The organism is Pseudomonas sp. CFBP 13711, assembly GCF_014842265.1.
Taxonomy (GTDB): Bacteria; Pseudomonadota; Gammaproteobacteria; order Pseudomonadales; family Pseudomonadaceae; genus Aquipseudomonas.
The window spans coordinates 46,104-67,005 of record NZ_JACYVI010000020.1; the positions used below are offsets into that span (position 1 = coordinate 46,104).

Sequence of the window (20,902 nt, forward strand, 5' to 3'; positions counted from 1 at the left end):
TATGCAATTGCGCCACGTACTCGTATTCAGTCTGATCGCCGTGCTCGCCGGCTGTGCCGGCATGTCCTCCCGCGAAGCCGTGCAAGGCAAGGGGGACGCCAATCAATGGCGTGTGAACAAAGAACAACTCAGCAGCCTCGATGGCTGGCAGATCAACGGCAAGGTCGGCATCCGCGCGCCAAAGGATTCCGGCAGCGGCACGCTGTTCTGGCTGCAACGCCAGGATTACTACGACATTCGCCTGTCGGGCCCGCTCGGTCGCGGTGCTGCCCGCCTGACGGGTCGACCTGGCGCTGTGTCGCTGGAAGTCGCCAATCAGGGCCGCTACGACGCGCCGGACCCGGAAACCCTGCTTAAGGATCAGCTCGGCTGGAAATTGCCGGTGTCGCATCTGGTCTGGTGGGTGCGCGGTTTGCCCGCGCCGGACAGCAAAAGCAACCTGACCCTTGACGGTGACAGTCGCCTGGCCAGTCTTGCGCAGGATGGCTGGCAGATCGAATACCTGAGCTACACCCAGCAAAAAGGTTTCTGGCTACCTGAACGCATGAAGCTGCACGGGCAGGATCTGGACGTCACGCTGGTCATCAAGGACTGGCAACCACGCAAACTGGGGCAATGAGCATGTCGCAACCACGACTGACACTGCCCGCCCCTGCCAAACTGAATCTGATGCTGCACATCACCGGACGCCGCGCCGACGGTTATCACGAACTGCAGACGCTGTTCCAGTTTCTCGATTACGGCGACGAGCTCAGCTTCGCGCTTCGTGACGACGGCGAAGTGCGACTGCAGACGGAAATTGCCGACGTCCCCCACGACAGTAATCTGATTGTCAGAGCGGCTCGCGCCCTCAAGCAACAATCGGGTTGCCCGCTTGGCGTTGATATCTGGCTGAAAAAAGTCCTGCCCATGGGTGGCGGCATCGGCGGCGGAAGTTCCGACGCGGCAACCACACTGCTGGGCCTGAATCACCTTTGGCAACTGGGTTGGGATGAGGATCGGCTGGCGGCGCTGGGCCTGCTGCTTGGGGCTGACGTGCCGGTTTTCGTGCGCGGACATGCTGCTTTTGCCGAAGGCATCGGCGAGATCCTGACCCCCGTAACCCCCGAAGAACCTTGGTATCTGGTGCTAGTGCCGCAAGTATCTGTAAGTACAGCAGAAATTTTTTCAGATCCACTGTTGACACGTGACACTCCTCCCATTAAAGTGCGCCCCGTTCCCAAGGGAAACAGTCGAAATGACTGCTTACCGGTTGTAACGAGGCGGTATCCAAAAGTTGGTAACGCTTTGAATTTGTTAGGTAAATTTACCGAAGCAAAATTAACCGGAACTGGAAGTTGTGTGTTTGGGGCCTTCCCAAGCAAAGCTGAAGCTGATAAAGTCTCGGCCCTTCTTACAGAGACCCTTACAGGGTTTGTAGCAAAAGGCGCAAACATCTCGATGTTGCACCGGAAGTTACAGGCGCTGCTCTAAAAGGAACCGAGTGCCAGGCACTCGTGCAACAGATACAGGGGCGTCGCCAAGCGGTAAGGCAGCAGGTTTTGATCCTGCCATGCGTTGGTTCGAATCCAGCCGCCCCTGCCATTTTCCTATAGTCATCCAGGCATACCCTAAGCCTCCAGGTACTGCGCGTGTCCAAGATGATGGTCTTTACGGGGAACGCCAACCCCGATCTGGCTCGGCGTGTCGTACGTCAGCTGCATATCCCTCTCGGTGACATCTCTGTTGGAAAGTTCTCCGACGGTGAGATTACCGCTGAGATCAATGAAAACGTTCGCGGTAAAGACGTCTTCATTATTCAGCCGACCTGCGCTCCGACCAACGATAACCTGATGGAACTCGTCGTGATGGCAGACGCCTTCCGTCGCTCCTCGGCCACTCGTATCACTGCTGTGATCCCTTACTTTGGTTATGCCCGCCAGGATCGCCGTCCGCGTTCTGCCCGTGTGGCTATCAGCGCTAAAGTGGTTGCGGACATGCTCACCGTCGTCGGTATCGACCGTGTGCTGACTGTCGACCTGCACGCTGACCAGATTCAAGGCTTCTTCGATATTCCGGTAGATAACATCTACGGCTCCCCGGTTCTGGTGGATGACATCGAAGACCAACGCTTCGAAAACTTGATGATTGTCTCCCCGGATATCGGCGGCGTCGTGCGTGCACGTGCTGTTGCCAAATCCCTGGGCGTCGATCTGGGCATCATCGACAAGCGCCGCGAGAAGGCCAACCACTCCGAAGTGATGCACATCATCGGTGACGTTGAAGGCCGTACCTGTATTCTCGTCGACGACATGGTCGATACCGCGGGCACTCTGTGCCATGCGGCCAAGGCGCTGAAAGAACACGGCGCTGCCAAGGTCTTCGCGTACTGCACGCACCCTGTTCTGTCGGGCCGTGCGATCGAGAACATCGAAAATTCCGTGCTGGACGAACTGGTGGTGACGAACACCATCCCGTTGTCCGCTGCTGCACAGGCCTGTGACCGTATCCGCCAACTGGATATCGCACCGGTAGTCGCTGAGGCGATGCGTCGCATCAGCAACGAAGAATCGATCAGCGCGATGTTCCGATAAGGGTCCTGCCCTGCCGAACCATCCGTTGACGAAAAGCGCCCCGCCCCGACACTCAATGCCGGGGCGGGGCTTTTTTGCCCATACCGTGTCAGGCGCTGGTCGCAAACGCCGCTCGGTCATGGCTATTTTGGAGATACAAAATGAACGAATTTACTCTGAACGCCCAAGCGCGTACTGACCTGGGGAAAGGTGCGAGCCGCCGCCTGCGTCGTCTCGCCGCCTCCGTCCCAGCCGTTGTCTACGGTGGTGGCCAGGAAGCAACTTCGATCACCATCGAAGCCAAAGAACTGGCCAAGATGTTTGAAAACGAAGCTGCCTACAGCCACGTTATCGAGCTGAACATTGCTGGCGCCAAGCAGAACGTCATCGTTAAAGCGATGCAGCGTCACCCTGCCAAGCAGTTCATCATGCACGCCGACTTCATCCGCGTCGTGGCTGGCCAGAAACTGACCGCTATCGTTCCAGTGCACTTCATCAACGAAGAAGCACCGGTCAAGAAAGGCGGCGAGATCTCGCACACCACCACTGAGCTGGAAGTGACCTGCCTGCCGAAAGACCTGCCTGAGTTCATCGAAGTTGACCTGGGCGCGCTGGAAATCGGCGACAACGTTCACCTGTCCGACGTTAAAGCACCTAAAGGTGTTGAATTCGTTGCTCTGGCGCACGGCAAGGACCTGGACATCGCAAACGTCCACGCTCCTCGCATCGTCCAGGACGAAGAAGAAGGCACCGCAGAAGGCGAAGCAGAGTAATCATTACTCGCTAGCCGGTTGAACCCGTGATGATGCTCGCCATCATCACACTCGACCCAAGGAAGAGCCCCTGACGTGACCGCCATCCAACTGATCGTCGGCCTGGGAAATCCAGGCCCCGAATACGAACAGACCCGGCATAACGCAGGGGCTCTTTTCGTTGAGCGCATTGCCAGCGCACAGCGTGTCAATCTGACCGCTGACCGCAAATATTTCGGCCTGACGGCTAAGTTCAGTCATCAAGGCCAGGACGTTCGTCTGCTGATTCCCACCACCTACATGAACCGCAGCGGCCAGTCCGTCGCAGCTCTGGCGGGTTTCTTCCGGATTCCTCCGCAAGCCATTCTGGTGGCCCACGACGAACTCGACCTGCCTCCGGGCGTCGCCAAACTCAAACTGGGTGGCGGGCACGGCGGGCATAACGGGCTGCGCGACATTATTGCGCAGCTCGGCAACCAGAACGGCTTCCACCGCCTGCGGCTTGGCATCGGCCACCCGGGCGACGCCAGTCTGGTATCCAATTTCGTACTGGGTCGTGCGCCACGCGCCGAGCAGGAAAAACTGGACGCCAGCATCGACTTTGCCCTCGGCGTGCTGCCGGATGTACTCGCTGGCGACTTCGCCAAGGCGATGCGCGTCCTGCACAGCCAGAAGGCCTGACATCACTCGAGGGGAAACACCATGGGATTCAACTGCGGCATCGTCGGCCTGCCCAACGTCGGCAAGTCCACCCTGTTCAACGCCCTGACCAAATCAGGTATTGCGGCGGAGAACTTTCCCTTCTGCACCATCGAACCGAACACCGGCATCGTGCCCATGCCGGATCCGCGCCTGCAGGCCCTGGCCGACATCGTCAACCCGAAGCGCATCCTGCCGACCACGATGGAGTTCGTCGACATCGCCGGGCTGGTAGCCGGTGCCTCCAAAGGTGAAGGCCTGGGCAACAAGTTCCTCGCCAACATCCGCGAGACTGACGCCATTGCTCACGTCGTGCGCTGCTTCGAAGACGAGAACGTGATTCACGTCTCCAACAGCGTCGACCCGAAACGCGACATCGAGATCATTGATCTGGAACTGATTTTCGCTGACCTCGACAGCTGCGAGAAACAACTGCAGAAAGTCACGCGCAACGCCAAGGGCGGCGACAAGGACGCAGTGGTCCAGAAAGGCTTGCTGGAGCAACTCATCGCTCACTTCACACTGGGCAAACCTGCGCGCAGCCTGATGAAGAGCATGAGCGCCGATGAGAAAGCCGTCATCAAGGGCTTTCATCTGCTGACCACCAAACCGGTCATGTACATCGCCAACGTCGCTGAAGACGGTTTCGACAACAACCCGCACCTGGACGTGGTTCGCGCCATCGCTGAAGAAGAAGGCGCCATGCTGGTGCCGGTCTGCAACAAGATCGAAGCGGAAATCGCCGAACTCGACGACGGCGAAGAAAAGGACATGTTCCTGGAGGCCCTGGGCCTTGAAGAGCCTGGCCTGAACCGCGTGATCCGTGCCGGCTACGAGATGCTGCACCTGCAGACCTACTTCACGGCCGGCGTCGAAGAAGTGCGTGCATGGACCGTCCGCGTCGGCGCTACCGCGCCACAGGCTGCGGGTGTGATCCACACCGATTTCGAAAAAGGCTTCATCCGCGCCGAGTGCATCGCCTACAACGACTTCATCCAGTACAAGGGTGAGGCCGGTGCCAAGGAAGCGGGCAAATGGCGCCTGGAAGGCAAGGATTACATCGTCAAGGACGGTGACGTTCTGCACTTCCGTTTCAACGTCTAACGCGCGCGTGGACCTCCACGACCCCCGTTGAACATCAAAGCCCGCGTATCACTCAGTGATTCGCGGGCTTTTTGCTTTCAGCGCTTTGTATCTGTCAGCAACGCCCGCCTGCCTCGGTGCAGCTCAGACAATCGGCTGTGCTGCGCGGAACAGCAGAACGACGCCTTCGAGCCTGAGCGTCACATCGCGAAAATGCATGCGCAAATGCGCTTCGAAACCGGCCTGGGTGTCGTGGCTGTTTCCGAAGATGCCTTTCTTGTTGTAGACCGCCATCAGCTTGCGGCCAAAGCCATTGTGACCCGCCTCGTCCCCCAGAATAGTCGCGCCAAACAACACGCCGTCCGGGTTCAGGTTGTGCTTGAGGTGAGCGAAGATCGCCGCCTTGGCGTCCAGCGGGCCCGGCAGGCAATGCAGCAGGTAAAACAGCGATATCGAATCGAAGCGCTCGTTTCCGGGTATCGGCGTCATCACGTCATGCTGGAGGGTGCGCGTGTCTGGCCGGCCGATCCTGCGCTTGGCGGCGGCGAGGCTGCTCGGGTTGAGGTCCATCAGGGTGATTCGGGTGTTCGGCGGCAGCTTGGCTTTCGCCAGGTAGTAACCCGTGCCGACGCCAATATCCAGATGATGAGCACGTACGTTGGCGCGGAAGAACGGCAACAGCACGTCATCGGTCGGGCAACGCCAGGCATACCGGTTGGAAATGCCCAGCACCCACGCGTCGTACAACGCTAACGTCAGGGGCGAATAAACCGCCGCACCCGCGGCACTGCTGTCGGTCATGGAAAAATCCCTACGGCGATGGGTATCGAAATACGGTGAGAAAGCGACAAATCTTATACGTCGCCTGGCTTTCGTCTTTCAACCCACACCCCATGCGCACCCGTGAAAACGTGCTCGCTGATCGCCCTCGTGCCTTGCTTGCTCGGCTTACCCCAGCTGGAATCTCGCGGTGTTGTCGCTCAAGGCCCGGCTGCCTTTGGTCAACGTGTCTGCAGCCTGATTGACCGCACGCGCGCCGTCCAGCAGACGGCCTGCAGCCTGATCCACCTGTTGGATGTTGCCACTGACCTCGTCCGCTGTTGCGGCCTGCTCTTCAACCGCGGTGGCGATCTGCGCCAGCGTGTCGGTGACGATCTGCACGGCGCTGGCAATCTCTTCCAGCCGCTCGCCCAGCCCGGTCACCGACTGCGCATCACTCACCGCCTGGCCACACGCCGCTTCCATCAGGCTGACGGCTTGGCTGACGGTCGAGCGCAAGCTGTCCACGGTCCCGGCAATTTGCGCGGTCGACGCCTGGGTCCGCTGGGACAAACTGCGCACTTCGTCAGCGACCACGGCGAAGCCACGGCCCTGCTCGCCCGCACGCGCCGCCTCGATGGCGGCATTGAGCGCCAGCAGGTTGGTCTGTTCGGCGATGCCGCGAATGGTGTCGACCACAGACTGGATCTGCTGCCCCTGCTCACTGACCTTGCCCAGCGCGTTGGCGGTATCGGTCAGTTTCTGGTTCAGTTGCTGAATGCTCGCGGTGGTGCGCTGGCTGTCGCGACTGCTGTCCTCAGCGATGCGTCGGGTGGCCTGGGCGCTGCCGGATGCGGCTTCACAGCTGCGGGCGACGCCCATGGACGTCGCGGCGAGCTCAGTAGCCGCCGCTGCAATCTGGCTGATCTGCTGTTGTTGATCTTCGACTTCGTTGAGCGTGCTGCCGGACTGCGCATTAAGGGTCAGCACCGCAGAGCCCAATTGCTGGGTTTCGTGGTTGACGCCTAGCAGACTGGTGCGCAGTTGCACCACGGCAACGTTGAGCGCGGTGCTAATCGCAGCCAGTTCGTCACGCCCTTCAACGGCGACCTCGACGCACAAGTTGCCGTCACGCAGGGACTCGGCCAAGGTCGTGATGCCTTTGGCGCTGCGCTGAATCGACGCCTGGAGGCACATGAAGAGGTACAGCGCCGCGAGCGCGAGAATGCTGAATATCGCGGCCACCGGCACAAACTGCTGAGTAGCCTGTTCATGGTAATAATCGAGCCGGCCGGTGAGTGAAGACAGTGACTGCTTGCGCAGGGCCGCCAGTCCGTCGCTGACGTTATCGACGCTGCGTTCGAAACCGGCCGGGTCGAGCTTGATGCTGCCGCCGAACACACCGTCGTCGAGCACTTTCAGTTCGGTATCGAGGCGCTGAAGACTGTCTTCATACTGACGCGTCCAGACCTCCATACCCGGGTAAGCCTTTGCTTTTAGCGAGCCTACTGCTTTGACCAACTGATCGCGGGCGTCGCCGATGCGACTGCGCAGGTCGCGCATCTGAAGACGGCTTTGCAACGAGAACTGTCCGGACGCGATCGACGACTGGCCGATACTCGCCATGCGCCCTACCCGCTCGACAAGGTCCGGCGCCTGCTGCGTCGCGATCTGCATCAGCAAGTAGGTTTCAAGCCAGGGGTCTAGGATCAAGCCGCTGTCCATGGCGATCTGTTCACGCAGACTCTGCAGCGCCGTGAGGGCGGAGGTAAAACGGTCGTAGCCGTCCGGCCACCAGCCGACCGTCCGCAAGGATTCCGAATCCATGCCTTTGACCAACGCCTGCAGCGCTTGATAGCGGGTCATGATGTCCGCGCTGGCATTCTGTGCCTTGAGCTCATCGCCAAGGGACGCCAGGGATCGGCTCAGGTCAGGGTTCGCAGCATCCAGCGCGCCCATGGCTGCCTTCGCGGCCGGCGTTGGATCATGAAGAATGTCAGCGGCCTTCCAGCGCGCGGCGCGGTTGCGCTGGGCCGTCAGCTGCACATCCAGCGCATCAAGCGCCATGAGCTGGCGCACGCCGGCTTGCTCCTGAGAAATCACCGCCAGCTTGCTGCGGTAATCCTGGCCAATCATCCACAGGCTGCCGGCAAGCGGCAAAATAAACAGAAAGAAGAGCACCTGAAACTTGCGTGCGAACCCGAGACGTCCGAGCAGGCGGATGCCTGGCGACAAAAGACTCTGCATAGCCGACTACTCCTCACCGACAAACGCTGCATGACAAATGATCGTCGCTGCGCTGCCTTACATTCTTACCGGCAAAATGCCATGTCTTTGTTTTGAAAACGATAACCGCCCATCTTTTGAACAAGGGAAGCGTTGGGGCCTATCGAAATCTGCTGCCGCTTTCATCTATAACGGCAGCGTTGCGGCAGGCATAAGCAAGAACCGGACCGATAGCACGAAGCCATCAAACCGGGCACGAGCCCGGGGACGGTGCAGGATAGGTGCGCGAAAGTGGGGCAAAAGCACTCAGCGCCGAGTCAGAAACTGTCACCGACGTGCAGGGATGAGGAATGGCTGAAGGGCCGCGAGGCTAACCGATTGATCGTGTGGATAAATTTTTTCAAAGAGACGCTTGACACATATCCCGTCTGAGCGAATAATGCGCGCCACTTGGCTACATAGCTCAGTTGGTTAGAGCATAGCATTCATAATGCTGGGGTCCGGGGTTCAAGTCCCTGTGTAGCCACCAAGTACCTCAACAAAGCCCGCCTTGTGCGGGCTTTGTTGTTTCTGGCTTTCCGTGGCTAAAGTGGGATCCCAATACGCCGATAGCCCTGTACTGCATCTCGCAGTGCACGGAGGCAATATGAAGAAGATCGCTATCGCTGGACTGGTCGCTCTGCTTTCCATCGTTTCACTCTCCGCGTCGGCGTGTCCGAAAGGCACCCATCCGACAGGCGGGACGGGCTCTCACCACAAAGGCGGGACCTGCGTATAAGACCAGCCCGGCAATTGCCGGGCTTTTTGATGCTGTGGTCTGGTCTGAGGCGTCCAACGCCAATCTTCCTGTGGTCCGGGCACAAGCGGCAATCCGTGACAACCGCGCCCTCGTCCAATAGATTACGCCCCTCGAAACGCCCCGAGCTTTTCGCGCCTCAACCCCAGTTAACGAAGCAGTGGATGTTCAATGTCTGATTCCCATACCGATCCGGCGGCAAACGCCGTGTCGTCGAAGCAAGCCTACGAAGAAGCCATCAACCTTTCACAACACGTGCCACAGGCCAAAACCATCAGCGAGATGGTGCTCGACGCCTTCCAGAGCGCGAAGGAAAGCGACCAGATTCGCGATCTGCGCCTGGCCATACGCGCCGCCCATGACCGATTCGACGACGACCAAGCCTACGAACTGATGGGTCAGCTTAAACAGCTCAAGGACGCCGAAGCCGCTGACATGGCCGCGCTGGAAGACCTGAGCGCGAAGTTTCCGATCAGCCGGATTCTCTCCAGCTATAAAGACGATCCGAGTTTTCAGGAGCTCGTCTACAGCCTGGCGTTGAAGGTGCTGAACCAGACCCATCAAGCGGTCAGCAACCCGAGTGGCGGCAAGGGCAAAGCGACACGGCCGAAGAAGGAAGCCGAGGTTTTCGTCATCAGCAAGGACGGCGCCAGCGTCACCCTGCCCCTGCGCACGCCACGCTCGAAAGCCAACATGGACCGCGAAGCCTTTGAATTCCTAGGGTTCTCGTTCGTGGGTGAAGGCGATGAGGCCGAACTGCAGAGCGAAGTGTTCGTGGACAAGGACGGCAACCAGCAGCCCGCCACGCGCAAGAACATCGTCAGCGCGATCCAGCAGCAAACTGCGTTCGAAGGATTCAGCGCCGTTCAGCAATAAGCGGCAGCAAGACGCTCGGCCCTAAGCCGGGCGGCAAGCTCAACACCAGGACCGGTGGCGATCGTAGCGCCATGATGTAACCTCAGAGGCTGGCCACAGCGGTACCCACTGACGGTCGCCGCCCTCGAGAGGTGTTGAGCAATGCAGATTCTTGGTGAAACGATCATCGGACAACGTGCTGTGCGTGGCCAGGCCGGAGAGGTGTTCGCCCTCGCCGCCACCACGGGTGAACCCCTGACACCTTCGTTTGGCGCCAGCACGCTGGAAGACGTCAATGCCGCGTGCGAACTGGCCGAAGCTTCGTTCGACAGTTATCGACAACTGAGTGACGACCAACGCGCCACCTTTCTTGAGGCCATCGCCCAAGGTCTTCTCGATCTGGGCGATGTGCTCACCGAACGCGTGCATGTCGAAAGCGGCCTGCCCAAGCCGCGCCTTGAAGGCGAGCGGATGCGCACGGTCAATCAGCTCAAACTGTTTGCCAGCCTGCTGCGCGATGGGCGTTGGCACGGTGCCGTGGTCGACACCGCGCTGCCGCAGCGCCAGCCCCTGCCGCGCGCCGACTTACGTCTGCGGCGCATCGGCCTTGGTCCGGTGGCAGTGTTCGGTGCGAGCAACTTCCCCCTCGCCTTCTCGGTTGCGGGCGGCGATACCGCCTCAGCGTTGGCGGCCGGTTGCCCGGTCATCGTCAAGGCGCACCCGGCTCACTTGGGGACCAGCGAACTGGTGGGGCGCGTGATCCAGAAAGCCGCGCGCGACACCGGCATGCCTGAAGGCGTGTTCTCGTTACTGATCGACAAAGACATTGCTGTCGGCCAGGCGCTGGTCAGCCACCCGTTGATTCAAGCCGTGGGCTTTACTGGCTCCCGCCGTGGCGGTCTGGCGCTGGTGGCGGCCGCTCAAGCGCGTCCGGTGCCAATTCCGGTGTATGCCGAGATGAGCAGCATCAACCCGGTGTTCCTGCTGCCGGCCGCTTTGCTGGCCCGCGCCGAAACCATTGCCAAAGGTTTTGTCGAATCGCTGGTCATGGGCGCGGGGCAGTTCTGCACCAACCCCGGCATTCTGCTGGCACTGGAAAGCGACGCGCTGGAAACGTTCGTGTCGGCTTCGGCCAAGGCGCTGTCCGAGAAGCTGCCGACCACCATGCTGACGCCGAACATCCACGGCGCTTACTGCAACGGGCTGAATAATCTGCACAGCGCATCCGGCGTGACGCTGGTGGCGGAGGGTCAGGAGGCCGAAGGTTCATTCCAGGCCCGCCCCGCATTCTTCCGTACCGACTCGGCCACCTTCCTCGCCAACCCTGCGCTGGAAGACGAGAACTTCGGGCCAAGCGCGTTGTTGATCGTTTGCACCGACGTCGCCGATCTGCAGAAGGTCGCCGCCAGCTTCGATGGTCAACTGACCGTAACCCTGCAATTTGACGATGGCGATGAGGCAACTGCTCAGGCGCTGCTGCCGATTCTGGAGCGCAAGGCGGGACGGATTCTGTTCAACGACTTCCCCACCGGCGTCGAAGTGAGTTATTCGATGGTCCATGGCGGACCGTTCCCGGCCACTTCCGACAGCCGCAGCACCTCGGTGGGCGCGACCGCTATTGATCGCTTCCTGCGGCCTGTCTGTTATCAGAACGTGCCGGACTCGCTGCTGCCCCCTGCGTTGAAAGCCAGCAATCCGTTGAAGACCTGGCGTCTTGTGAACGGCGAACTGTCGAAGGACTGAGGTGCATCGGTGCCCGCCGCGCGCCAGCCTGGCAACTGAAAACTGCGTCGCCGCGCCCCTTCAGCCAAGGGGCGCGGTCCTATCCAGTCCGGTTTGGGTCAGTCAGCGGATCGCTGCAAGACCTTCCCATCCACGCCATCGCCGATTACCAGAAAATGCCCGCCTGCCACATGGTGAAGGGTGCGCAGCGCGTCATGCCCCTCGAAATGCCAGTGCCCTTCGGAGAACACGCGCTCATCCGCCCATGCTGCGACCACTTCGCCAATGAACAGATCATGCGCGCTCTGATTGTGCGGCTCGGGAATCAATCGGCATTCCAGCCAGCCCGCGCAGCCTTCCAGCAACGGCGCTTCAACGTGGGAGCCTGCGAAGGTCTCCAGACCATAAGCCTTGAATTTATCCAGGCCCTGCTCCTGGGAGATCTCCAGCCCTGAGGTCGAGCCGACCGTTTCGACGATATCGATCTGGCTGAGGGTCGGCACGTTGATCACGAACGTGCCCGAGTCTTCGAGCAACTGCCGCGTCCACACCGACTTATCCAGGACGACCGTGACTTTCGGTGGCTGGAAGTCCAGCGGCATCGCCCACGCTGCCGCCATGATGTTGCGCTGACCCTCGTGAGCGGCGCTGATCAGTACAGTCGGGCCGTGGTTGAGCAGGCGATAGCATTTGGCGAGGGGTACCGGACGCCGGTGGGAAGCGCTCATGGGGATCATCCTGACAAAGAGAAAAGTGATCGAAAACTACAGGGTTTATCGCGCCGGGGAAACGCCACCCTCCGCAGCGTGATGGAAACTGTCGCCTGCCTGAACTTCGCCCAAATCGCGCTTTGCAGATCAACCTAAAGGTGATGTAATACTATAACAAAGCATTTCAGGCAGTCCTTTTTGTGAAACGCGATTCCCGGCTTCCTTCCTCCCTTGCAAGATCCGCACTGGCTCAATCGGCCGGCAAACGCGTGTTGATTTCCTTCGCCATGCTGGTCTTGCTGTGGATCGGCGTTGCCTGGGCGGTGGCGATCCCATGAGTGCCGCCATCGACCTCCATGACCTGACACTGACCTACGAACGCCGGCCAGCGGTGCATCACGCCAACGGCCGATTCGCGGCGGGCAGCCTGACGGCGATCGTCGGCCCCAACGGCGCCGGTAAATCCACGCTGATCAAAGCCATCGCCGGCACGCTCAAACCCGCGGTCGGGCGCGTCGAGCGCAATCAGTTGGCAACACGGCATATTGGTTATCTGCCCCAAGCCGCCGAGATCGACCGCAGCTTTCCGCTCAGCGTAGCCGACACCGTAATGATGGGCGCCTGGCGCAGCATCGGGGCGTTCCGGGGCGCCACGCGACAGCATGCTCAACAGGCTCAAGAGGCGCTGGGAGCCGTAGGTCTCGCAGGATTCGAGCAACGCAGCATTAGCTCGTTGTCGTCCGGTCAGTTTCAGCGCGTGCTGTTCGCCCGGCTGTTATTGCAGGACGCCTCGGTGATTCTGCTCGACGAGCCGTTCACAGCGATCGATGCACGCACCACGCGGGACTTGTTGCAGTTGATCCGCACCTGGCACGGCCAGGGCCGAACCGTCATTGCTGTGCTGCATGACATCGAGCAAGTGCGCCAGCATTTTCCGAGCACGCTGTTGCTGGCGCGAGAAATCATTGCCTGGGGCGACACCGCCGACATCCTCAACGACGACAACCTGCGCCGCGCCAAGAACATGGCCGAGCACTGGAACCCTGACGCACAACCGTGCGACGCCGATGCGGAGCAAACGCTGTGACGCTCTATAGCCTCTTGATCCAGCCCTTCGTTGAATTCGGTTTCATGCGCCGCGCCCTGGTGGCATGCCTGGCGCTGGGCATCGGCTCCGGCCCGGTCGGCGTGCTGCTGATGCTGCGGCGCATGAGTCTGGTGGGCGACGCCATGAGCCACGCGGTGTTGCCGGGTGCCGCCGTGGGCTTCCTCTTCGCCGGGTTGTCACTGCCAGCCATGGGCTTCGGCGGTTTGATCGCAGGTCTCGCCGTGGCGTTGCTCTCAGGGTTGGTGAGTCGCTACACAACGCTGCGCGAAGACGCCAGTTTCGCCAGTTTTTACCTGACGTCCCTTGCTGCCGGCGTGCTGATCGTTTCTCTGCACGGCTCCAACGTGGATCTGCTTCACGTGCTGTTCGGTACCATTCTGGCCATCGACGATCAGGCGATTTTCATGGTCGGCGGCATCGCTTCATTCACCTTGATTCTGCTCGCGCTGATCTACCGCCCGTTGATCCTCGAATGCTTCGATCCGGGCTTCCTGCGCGCGGTGGGCGGGCGCGGGTCGCTATATCACGTGCTGTTTCTGCTGCTGGTGGTGCTCAATCTGGTGGCGGGCTTTCAGGCGTTGGGCACGTTGATGGCCGTCGGCATGATGATGCTGCCCGCCACGGTCGCGCGGTTCTGGGCGCGCTCGTTGACCGGCATGATCGTGATTTCGACTGCAGTCGCCACGCTCTCGGGCTTCATCGGCCTGATCGTCTCCTACCACGCCAGCGTCGCTTCGGGCCCGGCCATCGTGCTCACCGCCAGCGCCTTCTACGGGTTCTCACTGTTCTTTGGACGCAGCGGCTTTGTGCGCCGACTGTTCCCGAGGGTTCATCTGTCCGGCTGATCGTTCTCTTACCGCAAGGAAACCACCATGAAACGTTTCACGCTTCTGACCGCCGCGCTGGCGTTGTCGGGCCTGGCCAACTTCGCCCAGGCAAAAACCCTGGAGACCGTCGCATCCTTCACCGTCATCGCCGACATGGTGCACAATGTCGGCGGCGATCACGTGCACGTGACCTCGCTCATCGGGCCCAACGGCGACCCTCACGTCTACGAGCCCACCCCCAATGACGCCCAGGCACTGAAAAAAGCCGACGTGGTGTTCGTCAGCGGTTTGCATCTGGAGGGCTGGCTGGATCGGCTGATCACTGCCTCCGGCTACAAAGGCCAGCCGATCGTGCTGTCTGACGGGATGATGACCCGCAGCATGGAAGAAGACGGCAAGAAGATTACCGACCCCCATGCCTGGAACAGCGCGGTAAACGGCGTCGTTTACGTCAGAAACATCATCAAGGCCTTACAGAAAGCCGACCCGGACAATGCCGCCGATTACAAAGCCAACGGTGAGAAATACATCGTCCAGCTGCAGGATATGGATGCCTACGCCCGCGCGCAGATCAGCGCCATCCCGGTCGCACAGCGCAAGGTGCTGACGTCCCACGACGCCTTCGGCTATTTCGGCGATGCCTATGGCGTGACCTTTCTCTCGCCACTGGGCTTTTCCACTGAAACCGAAGCCTCGGCAGCTGACGTTGGCAAGCTGATCCAACAGATCAAGCAGGAGCACGTCAGCGCCTACTTCTTCGAGAACTCTGGCGACCCGCGTCTGGTGCAACAGATCGCAAAAGCCAGCGGCGCGCACCCGGGCGGCGAGCTGTATGTGGAATCGCTGTCACCTGCAAACGGCCCGGCGGCGACCTACGTGGCGATGTTTCGTTACAACGTGGACAAGCTGACGGCGGCAATGAAAGGCCAGTGATGTAGCGTCGCGACGGCTCACTGATCTCTGCTGCGCAACGTGCGTGGCAGAGGTCCGCGACCGCCATTGCGAACCGGCTGCGCAGGCGCGGGTCAATCTGTATGCTGGCGCACCGTCCGCCGACATCGACAGGATGATCCATGACCGCCCTCTCCTTCGCGCCTTTTCAGTCCCTCGCCGACCTGCTGATTCCCCACACCGTGGCGGAGAGGCTCGACGGCTCCCACGACGTATCCCACCTGCACCGGGTCTGGACCAACGTCTGCGCTATTCGCAACACCGAAGGCGGCGATCATCAAATCCTGCTTGCCGCAACCCTGCTCCACGACTGCGTCTCCGTGGAAAAGAACTCGCCGTTTCGCTCAAGCGCCTCGCGTCTGGCAGCGGCAAAAGCGACGGAGCTGCTCGCAGAGATGGGCTGGGAAGAAGAGCGCACCCAGGCCGTTGCCCACGCTATCGAGTCCCACAGCTATTCCGCCGACATCACGCCCACCTCGCTGGAAGCGAAGATCCTGCAGGACGCCGACCGTCTCGACGCCCTCGGCATGGTCGGCGTGGCACGGCTGTTCTACGTGTCCGGGCGCATGGGCAGCCACCTCTACGACCCCGCCGACCCCCAGGCGCAACAGCGAGACCTGGACGACAAACGCTTCGCCGTCGATCACTTCACCACCAAGATCTTCACTTTGGCGCAGGGCTTTCAAACGGCCACGGGGCGTCACATGGCGCAGGTCAGGCATGCACGCGCGGAGCGGTTCTTGATGGAGTTTATGGAAGAGATTGGTGCTTAGGGAGCCTGGAAGGTCATAGCGCTATTTCGGACGGCTCATGGGTTTTTAGCCAGTCTACCAGCGCGGCATTCATTCGCGTCTGCCAGCCCGGTCCTGACGCCCGGAATTGCTCCACCACGTCATGCTCCAAGCGAATGGTAATCCGCTCTCGCACAACCACAGCACGTGGTCGGCCACGCTTGACCAACTGATCACCCACGTGTTCATCAGCCTGATCGAAGTATGCATCGGACAATTCGGGTGCATCGTCGGGATCAACCCAGTCGATGCCGGTAGAGGTTTTGTTCGCGCTCATTGGCTTTTCTCATGGAAATGATCGGCGAGCCGCGCCGCGCGGTGTCCAGACCAGGACCACCATACGTTCTGACGACACACCAACCGTGATGTAGCGGGCCTTTCCGTAATCCTGCCGGCAATCTTCGCTGGTCAAATGTCTGCCGGCGAACACCAAGCCGGCATCCCCAAAGTCGAGGCCACGCTTAAGAAGGGTGATGTCGCGTTTTGCGATGTCGAAGATTATCTGCATTGAATTATTGTATGTACAGAAAGTAACTCAACAAGGCCGCCGAGACTCGCAGAGACCTATCCCACAAACAGCGTTGACATTGCCCACCCGACTACCCCCTCACATCATTTTCAATCGCATCATCTGACCGTACCGCAACAATTCCGAAACATCTCCAGCAATGTCATAAAGACATCACGGAACACCTCTATAACCATCTCTCCGGTGTTTTCGTCGATGGGATGGGTGGCAGTGAAAAGGTTATTGCGTCGTGTGGTCCGTCCTTCCTCCAAACCTGCATTCCTGCGTCGCTTCAGGATTACCCAGCGGTTGGTGCTGTGCTTCGGCATGACCGCGCTGTTGCTGGTGGCGCTCGGTGTGTTCTGCCTGTTGCAGATGCAGAGCATCCGCGATCAGGGCGAAGCGGTTGAGAGCGGGTCGCTGCCCAGTATCGCCATGGCCGACGCGATCGCCATCGACCTGATCAAGTTGCGCGGCGAGAGCGCCAGGCTGATTGCCAATGCCGACGATCCCGGCGCAGTGGTGACCAGCAAGATCAATGTCGAGCAACTGAAGAATGAAGTCGAAAAAGGCTTCGCCGATTATCTTGCCCATGCCACCGACAGCACCGAGCGGGATTCCATCAAGGCCCTGCAAGATGCCTATAACGCTTTCATGCCAGGGCTGCACGACGAAATCACGCTGATCGAACAACGCAAACTCGATGACGCGCGCATGCTGCTCAACACCACGCTGAGCCTTCAGGGTGACCTGATGGACATGCAGGTGCAGTTGCTGCGCGAGTTGAACAAGCAAAGTGCGGCGGGCACCGTCGACGCGGCCGGCGCGCGGTTCCAGCAGACCCGAATCATTGCCGTCAGCGCCATCGTGGTGGCATTGGTGCTGACGTTGCTGCTGGCGTGGCGATTGAGCCTGAGCATCATTCGTCCCCTGCGTCAGTCGCTGCATATCGCCAGCACCATTGCTCAAGGCGATCTGAGCCCCCAGCCGATTCCGGAAGGCAAGGACGAAACGGCTCAACTGCTGAAGACCTTGGGCCTGATGCGCTCCAATCTGCATGGCACGATCGATCAGATTTACGCTGCAGCGGGCCAGTTGAGCCAGTCGGTCCACGAAATGGGCGCGATTGCCGAGGCCAGCGCGAAGAACCTGCAATTGCAGAACGATGAGATCGAACAGGCGGCAGTTGCGGTGAACCAGATGAGTCAGGCTGCCGGGGAAGTCGCCGACAACGCCAGCAGCACGTCCAGCGAGTCGAAGGCGTCCAACGAAGCGGCCGCCGAGGGTCGTCTGCGCCTGACCGGCACCATTGATTCGATCAAGGAGCTGACCGACAACGTCCTGGATTCTTCTCACCAGGCCGACGGTTTGGCCGAGCGCACGCTGAGCATCAGCAAGATTCTCGAAGTCATCCGCGCGATCGCCAACCAGACCAACCTGCTTGCACTGAATGCCGCCATCGAGGCCGCACGGGCTGGCGAAGCAGGCCGCGGGTTCGCCGTGGTCGCCGATGAAGTGCGCTCTCTCGCCCAACGCACCAGCGCGTCGACCACCGAGATCGAAACCCTGATCAATGATGTACAGAAAAGCACTCAGGAGACCGCGCAAACCCTGCGCGTCACCGCAGCCCAGGCCAATCTCACCCTGGAGCAGGCCGCTGCAACCGATCACGCACTGACCGTCATCATCAGCGCAACGTCGACCATTAGCGACCGGAACACGCTGATCGCCAGCGCCGCCGAACAACAGGCGCAAGTGGCTAACGAAGTTGACCGCAACCTGAGCAGCATTCGCGATCTGTCGTCGCAATCGGCGTCGGGCGCTCAGCAAACCACGGTGGCAAGCAATGCGCTTTCGATGCTGGCTACGGACCTGAACACGATGGTTCAGCGGTTCGTGCTTTAACGAGCGCGCCATTGAAAATGGCCCCGCAGCCATCGTTGCCCATTCCCAGTCATGTCCAAGTGTTTCATCATCGAAACACCACCCACGCAGAGGGGTGTCTACGCCAACAAGGACATGAGCATGAAAAAAACAGCTGCATTGAGCTTCGCCCTTACCGCATTGACGCTGAGCCTCACCGCTCAGGCAGACGTCAACGTCAAACTGGGGAGCAAGGAACGCGTCACACACCTGTTCGCCTACCCGAACAACTGCAATGTCATCTGCTTTCGAAACTGGACGCTGGAACAGACCGTCGAGCACTACCTCACGCAAAGCGTCCAGCGTGACGGTTACGCCGCGGCCAAAGTTGCGGTGCACAACGACAACGACGTGATCTACGCCGACATCACCGGCGTGCCGGACGGCTACGACAAACCGCTTTCAGCGCTGCTCGACGCCGGTGATCTGGCCTACGCTGGCGCAAGCAAACTCAACGCCGATAACAAGTTCGCCTACAACTGGTATCTGTTTTTGCCGCTGGGCATGGCGCTAGAAAATCGCAAGAGCGTCGAGCTGCTGCATTTCCCGCCGGACTACTCGCTGACTCAGGCTCAGGACTATCTGTTCTCGGCGACTACCGACCGCTGGTCCGAGCTGCTCACAGATAACGGTATCCCCAAGGAGCAGACGCCTGCTTATCAGACCATCATCGACATCGCGCCCATTGCTGCGCCCTCCAACGCCGGCAAGGACCTCGAGAACGTCTACAGCTACTTCACCGATTACCAGACCAACATGGTCAAGCAGCTGACCCAAAGCGCGGCGGGCACATCGCTGCCGATGGTCGCGTTCGGTGCGCCGGTGCGCGCGTGGCTCAAGCAGCAGTACAACGTGACGGTGCCGGTGTTGGGTCTGGCGAGCATCAGTCCGGCAGGCGGGCAAAGCGTCCCTGTGCTGGGTTCAAATCACCCAAGCTATATCTGGAATGCGGCGGACAAAAGCAATTACGGCGGGGACGAAACCAAGGCGGATGAAGCCGGCTTGAAGGTCATGGGCCAGGACCTGAGCGCGGCGTGCTGGCAAGCCGGCATGGGCCAGAAACCGACAAGCGACCCGGCGGCGCTGTTGAAGCAGTGCACCACCAACTGGCAGGTGACCAACAAGGTTGAGACCTGCAAGCTGTTCTTCAGCACAGTACGCAAGTTGACGCCGGATCAGGCGGCAGCGAAGTGCCGGACGGGTGAAGTGTCGCGGCAGATCAAGCAGCTGCAGAAGCCGCTGCCGGAAATGAAGAACGCTCAGCTCTAACACAACGATCCTGCAGGAATGAGCTTGCTCGCGATGTCTTCAATTCACATCGATGTGACTGGATTAACGCAACCGCGAGCAGGCTCACTCCTACCATTTTGATGGACGCTTGCCCTACCCGATCACTCCCCCTGCGGACGCAAGCGATACTGTGGCGGCAATTGCTCCGGCCCGCTGATGGTCGCGTTCAGACTCTTCCATCGCCCATCCTTGATGCCATAGATGCAACCATGGACAGACAACTTCTGCCCGCGATGCCAGGCGTTCTGCACAATGCTGGTGTGGCCAACGTTAGCGACCTGCTGAATCACGTTCAGCTCGCACAGCCGGTCGACCTGTTCTTCCTCAGTCGGCAGCTTGGCCAGCAGCTCACGGTTTTCGTAGTACAGATCGCGAATGGTGCGCAGCCAGCCGTCGATCAGGCCGAACTGGCGATCCTGCATCGAAGCACGCACGCCCCCACACCCGTAGTGACCGGTGACGAGAATGTGTTTGACCTTCAGCACGTCGACTGCGTACTGAATCACCGACAGGCAATTGAGGTCTGTGTGCAGCACGACGTTGGCCACGTTGCGGTGCACGAACAGATCGCCTGGCAGCATGCCGACGATTTCATTGGCGGGGACACGGGCGTCCGAACAACCGATCCATAGAAATTCCGGCGTCTGCTGGCGCGCCAGCTTGGCAAAGAACTCGGGGTCTTCTTCCTTGATGGCGGCAGCCCAACGTTCGTTGTTGTCGATCAAGTCTTGTAGTTCGTTCATGCGTTGATGCCTCGGAAATGATGCTCAGCTATGACTGGGGCTCGGCGCTTCGGGTCACGCGGGAAGATCGACCGACCAGCGACGACCGATCAGGAACCGGATGGAATCTTCGCCATGTCGTCCGGTCCACCCATTAGGACCGACATTATTGAGGATTTGCCATGAACGATTCACGCCGTCCATTCGATGCCACTCAACCCGAGCCCATCGATGACAACGAAGACCGCATGGGATCAATGGAGGAGCTCAACTTCAACGATAACAATGAGCCGAGCGGGCGCATTGGCGACATCATTCCTGAAGAAGAGCTTGAAACGTTGATTCCTGATGAACGCGTACGTGAGGCAGGGCTGACCGGTGCATCTACCGAAGATCACAACCCGACCGATGACGACATGAGCCCTGAAACATTGATCCGGGAAGACGGTGCGCGCGGTCCCCGTGAAGCGGGTGAAGATGGCCCGGCTGACCTGGATTTGAGCATCGTTGATGAAGATGACATCGGCGGTGGGGATGGTCTGGACGAAGAAGAGATGGCCATTCTTGATCCGCTGGATGGCAAGCCTGGCGTTTGATCAGCGGCTTAGTCGTGTGGGGATGAACCCTG

21 protein-coding genes, 2 tRNA genes and 1 pseudogene are annotated in these 20,902 nt (G+C 60.0%); 18 read left to right on the forward strand and 6 right to left on the reverse strand.

Going from position 1 to position 20,902, the window contains the following annotated elements; translation table 11 throughout:
- Position 1: 1 nt before the first annotated feature.
- The 7 genes from lolB to ychF all read left to right on the forward strand — a co-directional run bounded on the left by lolB (position 2) and on the right by ychF (position 5,107).
- On the forward strand, positions 2–619 hold the full coding sequence (lolB, locus tag IFT47_RS25670) for a lipoprotein insertase outer membrane protein LolB (RefSeq protein WP_192174951.1): 618 nt from the start codon (positions 2–4) through the stop codon (positions 617–619).
- Positions 620–621: 2 nt separating this feature from the next.
- A complete protein-coding gene (gene ispE, locus IFT47_RS25675) occupies positions 622–1,473 on the forward strand; it encodes a 4-(cytidine 5'-diphospho)-2-C-methyl-D-erythritol kinase (protein ID WP_192174952.1) in 852 nt (283 codons plus the stop codon).
- 36 nt (positions 1,474–1,509) lie between these two features.
- Positions 1,510–1,584 (forward strand) — tRNA-Gln (locus IFT47_RS25680).
- A 47-nt stretch (positions 1,585–1,631) separates the two neighbouring features.
- Entirely contained in the window at positions 1,632–2,573 is a 942-nt protein-coding gene (locus tag IFT47_RS25685) for a ribose-phosphate pyrophosphokinase (protein WP_037018241.1), read from the forward strand.
- 140 nt (positions 2,574–2,713) lie between these two features.
- The gene (locus IFT47_RS25690) at positions 2,714–3,325 is read left to right on the forward strand and encodes a 50S ribosomal protein L25/general stress protein Ctc (protein WP_065991778.1); all 612 of its coding nucleotides are present in this window, start codon (positions 2,714–2,716) and stop codon (positions 3,323–3,325) included.
- Between the two features lie 75 nt (positions 3,326–3,400).
- Positions 3,401–3,985: an aminoacyl-tRNA hydrolase gene (pth, locus tag IFT47_RS25695; protein ID WP_108120616.1), complete on the forward strand. Its 585-nt coding sequence runs from the start codon at positions 3,401–3,403 to the stop codon at positions 3,983–3,985.
- A gap of 21 nt (positions 3,986–4,006) precedes the next feature.
- Complete coding sequence (ychF, locus tag IFT47_RS25700; RefSeq protein ID WP_192174953.1) at positions 4,007–5,107, forward strand: redox-regulated ATPase YchF; 1,101 nt, start codon at positions 4,007–4,009, stop codon at positions 5,105–5,107.
- A gap of 123 nt (positions 5,108–5,230) precedes the next feature.
- Here the strand turns inward: ychF and IFT47_RS25705 are convergent, their stop codons facing one another.
- Together IFT47_RS25705 and IFT47_RS25710 are read right to left on the reverse strand one after the other, a co-directional pair.
- The gene (locus tag IFT47_RS25705; RefSeq protein WP_192174954.1) at positions 5,231–5,887 is read right to left on the reverse strand and encodes a class I SAM-dependent methyltransferase; all 657 of its coding nucleotides are present in this window, start codon (positions 5,885–5,887) and stop codon (positions 5,231–5,233) included.
- Positions 5,888–6,034: 147 nt separating this feature from the next.
- The gene (locus IFT47_RS25710; RefSeq protein WP_192174955.1) at positions 6,035–8,092 is read right to left on the reverse strand and encodes a methyl-accepting chemotaxis protein; all 2,058 of its coding nucleotides are present in this window, start codon (positions 8,090–8,092) and stop codon (positions 6,035–6,037) included.
- 431 nt (positions 8,093–8,523) lie between these two features.
- Here IFT47_RS25710 and IFT47_RS25715 point away from each other — a divergent pair.
- From IFT47_RS25715 to IFT47_RS25725, 3 genes are all read left to right on the forward strand, one after another.
- Positions 8,524–8,600 (forward strand) — tRNA-Met (locus IFT47_RS25715).
- Positions 8,601–9,038: 438 nt separating this feature from the next.
- Complete coding sequence (locus IFT47_RS25720; protein ID WP_192174956.1) at positions 9,039–9,743, forward strand: hypothetical protein; 705 nt, start codon at positions 9,039–9,041, stop codon at positions 9,741–9,743.
- A gap of 141 nt (positions 9,744–9,884) precedes the next feature.
- Positions 9,885–11,465 carry an aldehyde dehydrogenase (NADP(+)) gene (locus IFT47_RS25725; protein WP_192174957.1) on the forward strand — a complete coding sequence of 527 codons (1,581 nt, stop codon included), beginning with the start codon at positions 9,885–9,887 and terminating at the stop codon, positions 11,463–11,465.
- A gap of 98 nt (positions 11,466–11,563) precedes the next feature.
- Here the strand turns inward: IFT47_RS25725 and IFT47_RS25730 are convergent, their stop codons facing one another.
- Complete coding sequence (locus tag IFT47_RS25730) at positions 11,564–12,172, reverse strand: flavin reductase family protein (protein WP_192174958.1); 609 nt, start codon at positions 12,170–12,172, stop codon at positions 11,564–11,566.
- Positions 12,173–12,488: 316 nt separating this feature from the next.
- Here IFT47_RS25730 and aztA point away from each other — a divergent pair, with 316 nt between their 5' ends.
- The 4 genes from aztA (at position 12,489) to IFT47_RS25750 (ending at position 15,813) form a co-directional block, all read left to right on the forward strand.
- On the forward strand, positions 12,489–13,241 hold the full coding sequence (gene aztA, locus IFT47_RS25735; protein WP_192174959.1) for a zinc ABC transporter ATP-binding protein AztA: 753 nt from the start codon (positions 12,489–12,491) through the stop codon (positions 13,239–13,241).
- Complete coding sequence (locus IFT47_RS25740) at positions 13,238–14,107, forward strand: metal ABC transporter permease (RefSeq protein ID WP_192174960.1); 870 nt, start codon at positions 13,238–13,240, stop codon at positions 14,105–14,107. Before aztA ends, IFT47_RS25740 begins: the two co-directional genes overlap by 4 nt.
- A 27-nt stretch (positions 14,108–14,134) precedes the next feature.
- Positions 14,135–15,022, forward strand: a complete 888-nt coding sequence (locus IFT47_RS25745; protein WP_192174961.1) for a metal ABC transporter substrate-binding protein — start codon at positions 14,135–14,137, stop codon at positions 15,020–15,022.
- A gap of 140 nt (positions 15,023–15,162) precedes the next feature.
- Entirely contained in the window at positions 15,163–15,813 is a 651-nt protein-coding gene (locus IFT47_RS25750; protein ID WP_192174962.1) for an HD domain-containing protein, read from the forward strand.
- A 13-nt stretch (positions 15,814–15,826) separates the two neighbouring features.
- Here IFT47_RS25750 and IFT47_RS25755 read toward each other — a convergent pair whose 3' ends face one another.
- Positions 15,827–16,108 carry a BrnA antitoxin family protein gene (locus IFT47_RS25755; RefSeq protein ID WP_192174963.1) on the reverse strand — a complete coding sequence of 94 codons (282 nt, stop codon included), beginning with the start codon at positions 16,106–16,108 and terminating at the stop codon, positions 15,827–15,829.
- A 9-nt stretch (positions 16,109–16,117) separates the two neighbouring features.
- Positions 16,118–16,339, reverse strand: coding sequence for a BrnT family toxin (locus IFT47_RS25760; RefSeq protein WP_244656075.1), 222 nt, complete (start codon positions 16,337–16,339; stop codon positions 16,118–16,120).
- Positions 16,340–16,555: 216 nt separating this feature from the next.
- On the opposite strand from IFT47_RS25760, the pseudogene IFT47_RS28345 reads away from it, so the two are divergent.
- The 3 genes and pseudogenes from IFT47_RS28345 to IFT47_RS25770 form a co-directional block, all read left to right on the forward strand.
- A pseudogene (locus IFT47_RS28345) lies at positions 16,556–17,386 on the forward strand (MCP four helix bundle domain-containing protein); the annotation flags it as partial.
- Between the two features lie 69 nt (positions 17,387–17,455).
- The gene (locus IFT47_RS28350; protein WP_407073267.1) at positions 17,456–18,244 is read left to right on the forward strand and encodes a methyl-accepting chemotaxis protein; all 789 of its coding nucleotides are present in this window, start codon (positions 17,456–17,458) and stop codon (positions 18,242–18,244) included.
- Between the two features lie 120 nt (positions 18,245–18,364).
- Positions 18,365–19,531, forward strand: coding sequence for a hypothetical protein (locus IFT47_RS25770; RefSeq protein ID WP_192174965.1), 1,167 nt, complete (start codon positions 18,365–18,367; stop codon positions 19,529–19,531).
- A gap of 122 nt (positions 19,532–19,653) precedes the next feature.
- On the opposite strand, the gene can is transcribed toward IFT47_RS25770, so the two are convergent.
- Positions 19,654–20,295: a carbonate dehydratase gene (gene can, locus IFT47_RS25775; protein ID WP_065991764.1), complete on the reverse strand. Its 642-nt coding sequence runs from the start codon at positions 20,293–20,295 to the stop codon at positions 19,654–19,656.
- 161 nt (positions 20,296–20,456) lie between these two features.
- On the opposite strand from can, the gene IFT47_RS25780 reads away from it, so the two are divergent.
- Complete coding sequence (locus IFT47_RS25780) at positions 20,457–20,870, forward strand: serine kinase/phosphatase (RefSeq protein ID WP_192174966.1); 414 nt, start codon at positions 20,457–20,459, stop codon at positions 20,868–20,870.
- The last annotated feature ends 32 nt before the right edge of the window (positions 20,871–20,902 follow it).